Annotated in this window: 9 protein-coding genes; 2 read left to right on the forward strand and 7 right to left on the reverse strand. The window is 71.1% G+C overall.

The window, feature by feature from the left end:
• Positions 1-101: 101 nt before the first annotated feature.
• From AB0K34_RS36350 to AB0K34_RS36370, 5 genes are all read right to left on the reverse strand, one after another.
• Positions 102-2591 carry an FtsX-like permease family protein gene (locus AB0K34_RS36350; protein WP_364553341.1) on the reverse strand — a complete coding sequence of 830 codons (2490 nt, stop codon included), beginning with the start codon at positions 2589-2591 and terminating at the stop codon, positions 102-104.
• Positions 2591-3364, reverse strand: coding sequence for an ABC transporter ATP-binding protein (locus tag AB0K34_RS36355; RefSeq protein ID WP_364553343.1), 774 nt, complete (start codon positions 3362-3364; stop codon positions 2591-2593). Before AB0K34_RS36355 ends, AB0K34_RS36350 begins: the two co-directional genes overlap by 1 nt.
• 352 nt (positions 3365-3716) lie before the next feature.
• The gene (locus AB0K34_RS36360) at positions 3717-4010 is read right to left on the reverse strand and encodes a chaplin family protein (protein ID WP_364553344.1); all 294 of its coding nucleotides are present in this window, start codon (positions 4008-4010) and stop codon (positions 3717-3719) included.
• A gap of 159 nt (positions 4011-4169) precedes the next feature.
• The gene (locus AB0K34_RS36365) at positions 4170-4877 is read right to left on the reverse strand and encodes a response regulator transcription factor (RefSeq protein ID WP_138641393.1); all 708 of its coding nucleotides are present in this window, start codon (positions 4875-4877) and stop codon (positions 4170-4172) included.
• A 72-nt stretch (positions 4878-4949) separates the two neighbouring features.
• On the reverse strand, positions 4950-6119 hold the full coding sequence (locus AB0K34_RS36370; RefSeq protein WP_138641392.1) for a sensor histidine kinase: 1170 nt from the start codon (positions 6117-6119) through the stop codon (positions 4950-4952).
• A gap of 192 nt (positions 6120-6311) precedes the next feature.
• Here AB0K34_RS36370 and AB0K34_RS36375 point away from each other — a divergent pair, with 192 nt between their 5' ends.
• A complete protein-coding gene (locus tag AB0K34_RS36375) occupies positions 6312-7322 on the forward strand; it encodes an SAM-dependent methyltransferase (RefSeq protein WP_338072654.1) in 1011 nt (336 codons plus the stop codon).
• Between the two features lie 80 nt (positions 7323-7402).
• Here the strand turns inward: AB0K34_RS36375 and AB0K34_RS36380 are convergent, their stop codons facing one another.
• Together AB0K34_RS36380 and AB0K34_RS36385 are read right to left on the reverse strand one after the other, a co-directional pair.
• Positions 7403-8611, reverse strand: a complete 1209-nt coding sequence (locus AB0K34_RS36380; protein ID WP_364553345.1) for a cytochrome P450 — start codon at positions 8609-8611, stop codon at positions 7403-7405.
• A gap of 165 nt (positions 8612-8776) precedes the next feature.
• Entirely contained in the window at positions 8777-10093 is a 1317-nt protein-coding gene (locus AB0K34_RS36385; RefSeq protein WP_364553346.1) for an SGNH/GDSL hydrolase family protein, read from the reverse strand.
• A 544-nt stretch (positions 10094-10637) separates the two neighbouring features.
• On the opposite strand from AB0K34_RS36385, the gene AB0K34_RS36390 reads away from it, so the two are divergent.
• Positions 10638-10838: hypothetical protein (locus tag AB0K34_RS36390; RefSeq protein WP_364553347.1), on the forward strand; the 201-nt coding region annotated here is incomplete at its 3' end.

Here is a 10838-nt window from a genome sequence, read left to right on the forward strand (position 1 = left end):
TCCAGTCCTCACGTGTAGGTACCGGACGGGCGCGAACCAGAGTACCCATGGGACCCGGTCACGTGGTCCGGTGGGTGACGAGCGCCACCCCGCCCTCCCATTCAGTCATGCGCGAGGGACTCGACGATGGACGTCTTCGCGGCGCGCCGCGCGGGCATCACGGCGGCGAGCGTCCCGGCCGCGCCGGCCAGGAGGACGAACCCGGCGATCTGGAGATAGGGCAGGGCGAACACGGCACCGTCCGCCATCGCGCTGGTCGCGGCCAGGCCGAACACGATCCCGAGCGCGACCCCGGTCACCGCGCCGATCACCGCCATCACGACCGCCTCGATCGACAGCATCCGGCGGAGCTGGCGCTTGGTGAGGCCGAGGGCGCGCAGTAGCGCCGATTCGCGGGTCCGCTCCACGACGGAGAGGGTCAGCGTGTTGGCGATGCCGAACAGCGCGATGATGATCGCGAGGGCGAGCAGCCCGCCGAAGACCATCAGCACCATGTCGATCGCGTCCTCCAGCTGCTGCTGGAAGTCGGCGCTGGACTCGACCTTCGCCGCCGGGTACGGCTGCGCCGCCTGGTCGACGGCCTTGCGCACCCGGTCGTCGGGGACGGCCTCGTTGCTCTTGACGAAGATCTCGGACGGGTCCACGGCGCCGAAGTACCGGGCGAAATCGGCCTCGGGCAGGACGATCCCGTTGAACTGCCCGCCGATCTTGTACACGCCGCTGATCTTGACGGGGACGGTACCGCTGCGCGTCGTGACCTGGAGCGTCCGGCCGACGTTCCAGCCCGAGCCGGTCACGGCGCTCTCGTCCACGAACGCGGTGCCCTGCTTGAGGTCGGAGAGCGCGCCGGTCTTCATCTCCGGCTTCGCGATGTCGCCCCACGCGGACGCGCTGACCGTGGTGATGGACGCGTCCTCGCCGTCGACCTTGGTCTCCTTGTCACGGAGCTCGACGACCTTCTCGACCTCCGGCCGGTTGCGCAGGTCTTCGCCAAGTGCGCGCGGGAGGGCCTCGCCGTTCTGGGTGGCGATCCTGTACTGGACGGGGAACTGCTCGTCCAGCTCGTGGCTCGCGGTCGCCTTGCTGCTCGCCCCGATGACCGCGAAAAGGCTCATCAGCCCGACGCCGACGGTCAGCGCGATCGTGGTGGTGGCGGTGCGGCGCGGGGCGCGCTGCGCGTTCGCCACCGCCAGCCGCCCGGGGACGCCGCCGAGCCGCGCCGGGATCGCCCCCGCGAGCCGTCCCAGCGGGCGGACGAGCGCCGGCATCGCCGCGACGACCGCGAGGAAGAAGACGCAGCCGGAGAAGGCCACCGCGAACATCGCGGCCTCGCCCTTCTCCATCACCAGGGCCGCGAACACGCCGATGGCGAGGCCCGCGACGCCGAGCAGGACGGCGGCGGCGGTGCGCCACACGCCGAGCCGGAACCGTCCGCCGCCCGGCTCGGCGTCGGCGCGCAGCGCCGCGATGGGCGCGACGCGGGTGGCGGCGCGGGCGGGGAGCAGCGCGGACAGGACGGTCACGGCGACGCCGACCGCGAGGCCGACCAGGACCGTCCGCAGCGCGAGCGACGGGCCGGTGACGGAGACGTTGCCGTTCAGGTTGCTGATCAGCACGAGCGCGCCCTGCCCGAGGCCGACGCCCACGCCGAGGCCGAGCAGCGAGCCGGTCAGGCCGACCGCCGCCGACTCGGTGAGGACGCCGGCGAAGATCTGCCGGCGGGTCGCGCCGACGCAGCGCAGCAGCGCCATCTCCCGCATCCGCTGCGCGACGAGGATCGCGAACGTGTTGTAGATGACCAGGGCGGACACCAGCATCGCGACCAGCGCGAAGATCAGCAGCCCGGTGCGGATGATCTTCGTGTCGGCGCCCGCCGCCTTCGCCAGCTTCGCGCCCAGCTCCTCCCCCGTGTAGACGCGCTGGCCGGGGCCGGCGGCGGCCTTCACGGCGGACATGGTCACGGTGCCCGCGATGTCGATCTCCTGGAACGACGTCTCGCCGGTCATGCGGGCCGCGGTCACCGGGTCGAACCCGACCGCGCCGAAGATGCTCGCCTCCTGGTCGATGCCGAAGTCGACCAGCCCGACGACGGTGAACTTGTGCGGCCGGTTCTTGTCGTCCAGGACCGTCACGGTGTCGCCGACGGCGAAGCCCTCCCGCTTGGCGACCTTGCCGTCGATGACGGTCTCACCGCCGTTGGACGGGGGCCGTCCCTTGTCGACGTCGTAGCGCAGCAGCCGTCCGGACGGCACGGACATGCCCATCGTGGGGTAGTCGCCGACCGTCTTACCGTTCTTGCCCACCAAGGCCGCCTCGCCCTTAACGGCGCCCTGGGCGTCGGTGACTCCGGGAAGGCCGCGGACCTTCTGCAGCAGCGAGGGCGGCAGGCCGTCGTCCGATGACTCAGCCGGGAGGACGGCGATGTCCACCTTGTCGGCTGACTGGGCGAACGTCTTGGCCACACCCTTGTTCATCGTGTCGGTCAGGACGAACGTGCCGGAGATGAAGCCGACGCCCAGCGTGATGGCGATCGCCGTCAGCAGCAGCCGCAGCTTGTGGGCGCGTAGGCCCGCCAATGTCGTCTTCAGCATCAGGCCCCCAGGGACTTGAGCCGGTCCAGGACGGCCTCAGGGGTCGGCTGGTAGATCTCGGAGACGATCGCACCGTCCCGTAGGAACACCACCCGGTCGGCGTAGGAGGCGGCCACCGGGTCGTGGGTCACCATCACGATCGTCTGGCCCATCTCCCGGACGGACGCGCGCAGGAACCCGAGGACCTCCGCGCCTGCACGCGAGTCGAGGTTTCCGGTCGGTTCGTCCGCGAAGATGACCTCGGGACGGGCGACGATGGCGCGCGCGCACGCCACCCGCTGCTGCTGGCCTCCCGACAGCTCGCTCGGCCGGTGCGCTAGGCGGTCGCGCAGGCCGAGAACGTCCACGACTTGCTGGAACCAGGCACGGTCGGGCTTGCGTCCGGCCAGCTCCATCGGCAGCAGGATGTTCTGCTCGGCGGTGAGGGTCGGCAGCAGGTTGAACGCCTGGAACACGAAGCCGACCCGGTCGCGGCGCAGCAGCGTGAGCTGCCGGTCGCCCATCCCGGTGATCTCGGCGTCGCCGAGCATGATCCGCCCGCTGGTGACGGTGTCCAGCCCGGCGAGGCAGTGCATCAGCGTCGACTTCCCGGACCCGGACGGGCCCATGATCGCGGTGAACGCGCCGCGGGCGAACCCGACGCCGACCCCGCGCAGCGCGTGCACGGCCGCGTCCCCGGACCCGTACACCTTCGACACGCCCTCGGCGGTGACGGCGGGCGGCGCCGCGGCGGCGGGGGCTCCCCCGGGCGGATCGGTGAACGTGCTGGTCACGGTGGCTCCTTCATGGGTCGTGCTGCGTCGTCGTCGCGTTCGCGATCGATCGGGAACCACGCTAGGAATCCGGGCCGCCGCTGCCATCGCCCCGGCGTCCACGCTCCGCGTCCCCCTCCCGGCTATCCGCGCCGCCCGCGTACGACCTGAGTCGTACGGCGCCGTCCCTCGCCCCGCTGACCCGCCCGCGCGCGCTCCCGTGAACTCGCTCGGCTGCGCACCGAGAACGGAGAAGCCCGGAGAACGGAGAAGCGCCGGAGAACGGAGAAGCGCCGGAGACCTTGGGGAGGTCTCCGGCGCTCCGGTGACGGGTGCGAGAGCCCCCGTCAGTGGCCTGTCGGTGAGGGGTTGATCAGTTGTGCACCGACGCGCCGCCCTTGCAGGACGCGGAGGTGATGCCGACGGTGATGATGTTGTTGCCGCAGACGTTGATGGGGGCGGAGATCGGCACGATCACCTGGTTGCCGCCCAGGATCGAGCCGTTGCCGCTGGTGTGGTTGTTGTTCCCGACGCCGCCGCCGTGGTGGTGGCCGTGCCCGTGGCCGTGGCCGCCGCCGTAGGTGGAGGCGTAGGCGGGCGTGGAGGCCAGGGCGGAGCCGACGACCGCGAAGCCGAGGATGCCGGTGGCGGCGAGCTTCTTGAACATGAGAGTCCTCCCGTACGTGGGCTTAGCGGGCCCGTTCTGACATTGCCGACGTCGCCCGCGAAGACGACGTCGCGTACGGTAGTTACGCAGCTACTCTCAGGTAGGACAAGTCCGTCCCCCATCCCGAAGGCAAATGGTCACCATGGGGTAATCAAGTCGTTACGGGGTGTGACCCCTTTGACCGCTTTTGACTAGACCTGTCTCGTAGGCGAACACGACCGCCTGCACCCTGTCGCGAAGGCCCAGCTTCATCAGGATCCGTCCCATATGCGTCTTGACCGTGGCCTCCGAGACGTAGAGCCGGCCCGCGATCTCCGCGTTCGACATCCCGCGCGCGACGAGCCGCAGCACCTCGCCCTCACGCTCCGTGAGGGTCTCCAGCGCGCCGTTCGCCTTCTCCGCCGCGTCCGGCAGATGCACCGCGAACCGGTCCAGGAGGCGCTTCGTCGTGCTCGGCGCCACCACCGCGTCCCCCGAGTGCACCGCCTTGATCGCCTCGATGAGCTGCGCCGGCCCGGCGTCCTTCAGCATGAACCCGCCGGCCCCGGCCTTGATCGCCGCGAACGCGTACTCGTCGAGGTCGAACGTGGTCAGGATGACGACCTTCGGCCCGGCCTGCGCGACGACCAGGCGCGTCGCCTCGATCCCGTCCATCCGCGGCATCCGCACGTCCATGAGCACGACGTCGGCCCGCGTCGTCCGGAGCAGCTCCAACGCCTGCACGCCGTCGCCCGCCTCGCCCACGACCTCGATGTCGGGCTGCGCGTCCAGCACCATCTTGAACCCGGCCCGCACCAGCTCCTGGTCGTCCACGAGCACCACCCGGATGGGCCCCGCCGGCTCCGCCAGGTCATCAAAGTCCGTCATGCTCGCCCTCCGCCTCGTGTTCGGCCTCTGCCGCATCCGTCGCTTCCCGGCCCGTCCACCGCCGCGCACGGGTCACGCCGCGACCTCCTCGTGCACCGGGATCCGCGCCAGCACCTCGAACCCGCCGCCGGCGCGCGGGGCCGCGTGGACCTCGCCCCCGTACACGGCGACGCGTTCCCGCATCCCCGCGAGGCCGTGGCCGCGGCCGTCGTCGAAGGCCGCCGCGCCGCGCCCGTCGTCCCGCACCCGGATCTCCAGCGCGTCGCCGCCGTACCGCAGCAGGACCGCCACGTTCGCGCGCGGCCCGCCGTGCTTGAGCGTATTGGTCAGCGCCTCCTGGACGATCCGGTAGACGGTGAGCTGCCGGCCCTCCGACATGCCCGCCGGCGTCCCCTCCACCTGGTACGTCACCGCCAGCCCGGACGCGCGGACCTGCTCCACCAGGTCGTCCAGCTCGGCGACCCCCGGCTGCGGCGCGAACGCCCCCGCGTCGTCGTCCTCGCGCAGGACGCCGAGGAGCCGCCGCATCTCCGCCAGCGCCAGGCGTCCCGTCGAGGAGATCGTGTCGAGCGCCTGCCTGGCCCGGCCCACATCGGTGTCGATCGCGTAGGACGCCCCGTCGGCCTGCACCACGATCACGCTGACGTTGTGCGCGATGACATCGTGCAGCTCCCTGGCGATACGCGCTCTTTCGGTGGCCATGGCCACCTTGACCTCGTTGTCGCGTTCACGCTCCAGCCGCTCCGCCCGCTCCTCCACCGAGCGCAGGTAGGCGCGGCGCGTGCGCATGTGGAGGCCGAGCACGTACACCCCGGCCACCAGCAGCGTCATCATCACGAACGTGTACTTGCGGTCATCGGCGCCGGACGGATAGCGCCACGTGGCCATGCCCGCCCCGAGCTCGGCGACGAGCGCCGACGCGAGCCCCCAGCGGAACGAGCCGCCGGCCGTGACCGTGTAGACCCCGATCAGAACGGCGACGTTGGCCGGCACCGGGTACACACCCGTCACGCACTGAACGAACGACGTCAGCGCCACCACGGCGAAGACCGCGCGGGGGAACGTCCGGCGCAGAATGAGGGGAGCGGTCAGCGCGACCGTCACCGTAACGAACACGTACTTGTTCAGCCCGTAGGTCCCGCCCAGCAGTGAAGGCAGGGAGAGCAGTAGGACAGGGGCCGCGAAGAACGCGTCGACCAGCGGCTTCTTACGCCGCAGCCATTCCCACCCGTTCGCCACCATGCCGACAGGGTATGTACACGCTGGTCAGCCATGGATCAGCCGCAGGTCGGACGCACGTCCACCCCAAGGATGGCCATGCAAGCCCTTGGGAGACCGCACATGATGCCCCGCCGCACCAGGACAGCACAGCCGCACCACGGCGCCACAGCAGGCGGCGCAGGGGACGGTGTAGCTCGCGGTAACGTCACAGGCGTGGCGGCGTTGGTTTCCGAATGGCTGACATGGCGCACGGCGATGGAGCGGGCGCTGTACGGGGAGGACGGCTTCTACCGGCGCGGAGAACGCCCGGCAGAGCACTTCCGGACCTCGGTGCACGCCTCGCCGCGGTTCGCCGCCGCCATCGTCCGCCTGCTCACCGAGGTCGACGCCCTGCTCGGGCGCCCCGAGCGGCTGGACGTCGTCGACATCGGCGCCGGGTCCGGACGGCTGCTGGCCAACATCCTGGCCTGCGCACCCGACGACCTCGCCGCCCGGCTCGTCCCGACGGCGGTGGAGATCGCGCCGCGGCCCGCGGACGTCCCGTCCCGGATCACCTGGCGGCCCGACCTCCCCGAGCGCATCACCGGCCTCGCCGTCGCGAACGAATGGCTCGACAACGTGCCGCTGGACGTCGTCGAGCACACGCCGGACGGCGTCCGGACCATGCTCGTCGACCCGTCCACCGGCCTGGAGCGCCCCGGCCCCGTGCCGTCGGACGAGGACCGCGACTGGCTGGAGCGCTGGTGGCCGCTCCGCGACCCCGGGGACCGCGCCGAGATCGGCCACCCCCGCTGCAACGCCTGGGCCTCGGTGGTCGGACGGCTCTCCCGCGGGCTCGCGATCGCCGTCGACTACTCCCACGCGCGCGAGGCCCGCCCCGTGTACGGGACGCTGACCGGCTACCGCGACGGCGCCACCGTCCCCGCGGTGCCGGACGGATCGTGCGACGTCACCGCCCACGTCGCGCTGGACGCCTGCACCACCGCCGGAGAGCGCGCCGGCGCCACGTCCACCCTGCTGACCACCCAGCGCGACGCGCTGCGCGCCCTCGGCCTGTCCGGCGCCCGCCCGCCGCTGGACCTCGCCCACCGCGACCCGCGCGCCTACGTCGCCGCCCTGTGCCACGCGGGCGAGGACGCCGAACTGATCGACCCGGCCGGCCTGGGCGGCTTCGGATGGCTGGCCCAGAGCGTCGGCATCCCGCTCCCGGCCATCCTCACCTGACCGCGCTCCACCGGCCGTGACGACGCCGACGCCGACGCCGCGAGTCGACGGCACTTTCGGCTCGTCGGCGCGTTGGGGTCTCAGCACTCCACGTGGAGCGCCTCCAGGCCGCGCAGGACGTAACCCGGCTTCCAGGCCGGCTCGGCCGCCAGGCGAAGGCCGGGCGCCGCGCGGAGCAGCGCGCCGAACGACTCGGCGAGCTCGATGCGGGCGAGCGGGGCGCCCAGGCAGTAGTGGACGCCGAGCCCGAACGTGATGTGCGGGTTCGGGTCGCGGGACAGGTCGAGCCGGTTCGGGTCGGCGAACACCGCCGGATCCCGGTTGGCGGACGCGAACTGCAGCGCCACCTCCGCACCCCGCGGGATGTCGACGCCGGCGACCGTGATGTCCTCCAGCACCCAGCGCTCGAACATCGGCGCCGGCGTGTCGTAGCGGAGCAGCTCCTCCACGGCCGTCGGGATGAGCGACGCGTCGGCGCGCAGCCGCTCCAGCTCACCCGGGTTGCGGAACAGCGACCACCAGCCGTTGCCGGTCGCGTTGACGGTGGCCTCGTGCCCGGCGTTGAGCAGCAGGACGCAGGTGCCGATCAGCTCGTCCTCGGTGAGGCGGTCGCCCTCGTCCACGACCTGGGCGAGGGCGGTGATGAGGTCGTCGCGCGGCTCGTCCCGGCGGGCGCGGGCCAGCTGGCGCAGGTAGTCGGAGAACTCGACGGCGGCGCGGACGGCCGTGCGCTGCACGTCCTCCGGCGGGTTCAGCTCGTACATGCCGCAGATGTCGGCCGACCAGGGGCGCAGGAGGTGGCGGTCCTCGACGGGCACCCCGAGCATCTCGGCGATCACGTTCACCGGCAGCGGCTCGGCGACCTCGGCGAGCAGGTCGCCGCCGCCCGCGGCGGCCAGGTTCCCGGCCAGCTCGCCGGCGAGGCGCCGGATCGTCGGGCGCAGGCCCTCGACCATCCGGGCGGTGAACGCCTTCGACACCAGCCGCCGCAGCCGCGTGTGGACGGGCGGCTCGACGTCCAGCATCCCGGCCCGGATCAGGTCCCAGAACGGCTTGAGGAAGTCCGCCTCCGGCTCCTGGCCGAACTCCTCGTGGCTCGCGATGTGCAGGTAGGACCGTCCGAGCCGCCGATCGCGCAGCAGCGCGTCGACGTCCTCGTGCCGGCTGATCACCCACTGCCCGGTGGGCTCGTGGAAGAAGACCGGGCGCTCCTCACGGAGCCGCTCGAACACCGGGTAGGGGTCCGCCACGAACTCAGCCGACCAGGGGTCATACGCCACATCGCTCATGAGCATGAAGATATGCGCATCTCACCCCGACTCCGACACCTTGCCGCTGTTGGGGACGCCAGCCGCCGGAGGCTCGGGTCACCGTCTGCTCCCACTACTCGGCCGACCCGGTCCGCGGCGGCTGGCGCGCTCACATGGAGATCGGCGGTGCCGCCGATCGCTCCTCTAGTCGAAGCCGAAGGTGGACGGGAGTGGCCGCTGCCGGAAGAGACCCGCGGGAACGGCGTCGGCGAGGGCCTTGTACCCGGCGGGGTTCAGATGCAGATGATCACCCACGTCGTAGGCGGGCAGCAGCCGGCCGGTCGCGACCGGATCGCGCGACGCCCGATCGAAGTCGATGACCGCGTCGAAGCGGCGGCTGGTGCGGATCCAGGCGTTGACCGCCTGCCGCGCCCGCTCCCTGTACCCGTCCGGGTCGTCGTACATGGTGTTGCCGCCGAACGGGGTCAGCGTCGCCCCGTACACCCGGATGCCCTGCGCGTGCGCGCGGACGATGATCTGGTCGTAGGCGGCGATCAGGCTGTCCGCGACCTGCTTCTGCGCGTCCGGAGCAGCCTCCGCGGTGCCGATGTCGTTGACGCCCTCGAAGACGACGAGCCATTGGACGCCGCTCTGAGCCAGCACATCACGGTCCAGCCTGGCGAGCGCATTGGGCCCGAGCCCGTCGTTGAGGACGCGGTTGCCGCCGGCCGCCTGGTTCACGATGGCGATGTCGGACGTCGCCGGATGCGACTGCAACCGGTCCAACAACTGGTCGGGCCAGCGGTCGTTCTTGTTCGTCGTGGACCCGCGTCCGTCGGTCAGTGAGTCGCCGAGCATGACGGCCGCCGCCGTAGCGGGCTTGGCCCACACCTCAAGGCCGCTCAGGAAGTACCAGTGGTCAGTACGGGCCGCCGCGGACAAATCAGCGTCGTCAACACGATCACCGGCCACCATGTAGGACGTCGTCCTGGAGCCGGGGTGGGACGTGATGCTGGTAGACGCCTGACCGTCCGCCAGATAGAGCGTCACCGTCAGGACAGAGCGCGGCGCCACAGGGAACTGCAACGGGTCGGACACCATTTGCGCACCGACCGGGATGACCACGGACGAACGCCCATGGAAGGTCACGGACCGCGATGTCCCCGGCTCGATGGAGCCCACCCCGGCCTGCCCGTCGGCCGGGAGCGCCACCGCCACCTTCGTGATGGGCAACGCCGCGCCGCCGAAGGCGTTGGAGAACCGCAGCCGCAGGTTCCGCCCGCCGACGGAGACCCGCACGGTCTGCCGCAGGGTCGCGTCGTCGAAGACCCCGTCGTCCTGTGTGAACGGCGGAGGCGGCATGTTCCCCGGCTCGGTCAGCTGCGGCATCGACACCCAGCTGTCGACCCAGTGACCATCAATCTTCGGCGCGGCCGGCCCACCACCGTCCCGCGGCGCCCCTTCCGCCCCGGTTAACGACGCGGCGACGAGGGCCACCGCGAGCAGGAGCACGGCGACCATCCGACCGCCCGGATGCATCGAGTGTCGCGCAAGCGCGCCCACTCCCCTGCCCCGGGCATGGGGTTCACGTCTCACCACACATCTCCGATCGCACTCTGCACACCAAGGCAAAGGCTCCGAAACATTTCGATCCCTTTCGAAGCCCGTCGGCCGAACGTACGCCGGGCCGATCACCCCGTCAAGCAACCCAAGACGACCCACACAAAGACACCAACCCCCACACTCAAACCCACCCAGCCGCTAAAACCCCTCGTTCAAACCACTTAAGACAACCCACAATCCACCATTGACCACCCCCACAGGTCGGCGTACCTTACCCGAGAACCCGCCCGATACTTTTCGAAACTTTCAGCCAACCCCCCCCCCCCCGCCTAAATCCCGCTGCAATCCCACCAACCACACCCCCATCACCCACGGCCCACCCGGCCGAACGTGCCACGCCAGCCCAGCTCACCCCGCCGACCGAACGCGCCCTGACCGAGACACAACGCCGACCGAACGTGCCCTGACCGAGGCGCATCGCCGGTGCCCAAGCCGCGCGCCATTGGCTGAGGTCGAACGCGTACAGGCCAGCGCGCAGCTCGTCGCTCATGATGAGGTCGGCCAGCGCCTCGTCCTCGGCGGCGAAGCCCTCGTCGCGGGTGCGGTCCGAGCCTGTAACTCGAAGTGTGTAAAGATGATCTTGTTGTGGGTCTGGTTGTCTTTACTGGATGCGGTCTGGGTAGGCGTCGGCGAGTTCGTTGAG

This window comes from Actinomadura sp. NPDC049382 (assembly GCF_040677125.1).
GTDB lineage: Bacteria > Actinomycetota > Actinomycetes > Streptosporangiales > Streptosporangiaceae > Spirillospora > Spirillospora geliboluensis.

Coding starts and splice junctions, on each gene's coding strand:
- AB0K34_RS36380 (WP_364553345.1), bottom strand. CDS start 8,611: ATGAGCGATGTGGCGTATGACCCCTGGTCGGCTGAGTTCGTGGCGGAC.
- AB0K34_RS36365 (WP_138641393.1), bottom strand. CDS start 4,877: ATGACGGACTTTGATGACCTGGCGGAGCCGGCGGGGCCCATCCGGGTG.
- AB0K34_RS36350 (WP_364553341.1), bottom strand. CDS start 2,591: ATGCTGAAGACGACATTGGCGGGCCTACGCGCCCACAAGCTGCGGCTG.
- AB0K34_RS36360 (WP_364553344.1), bottom strand. CDS start 4,010: ATGTTCAAGAAGCTCGCCGCCACCGGCATCCTCGGCTTCGCGGTCGTC.
- AB0K34_RS36370 (WP_138641392.1), bottom strand. CDS start 6,119: ATGGTGGCGAACGGGTGGGAATGGCTGCGGCGTAAGAAGCCGCTGGTC.
- AB0K34_RS36385 (WP_364553346.1), bottom strand. CDS start 10,093: ATGGTCGCCGTGCTCCTGCTCGCGGTGGCCCTCGTCGCCGCGTCGTTA.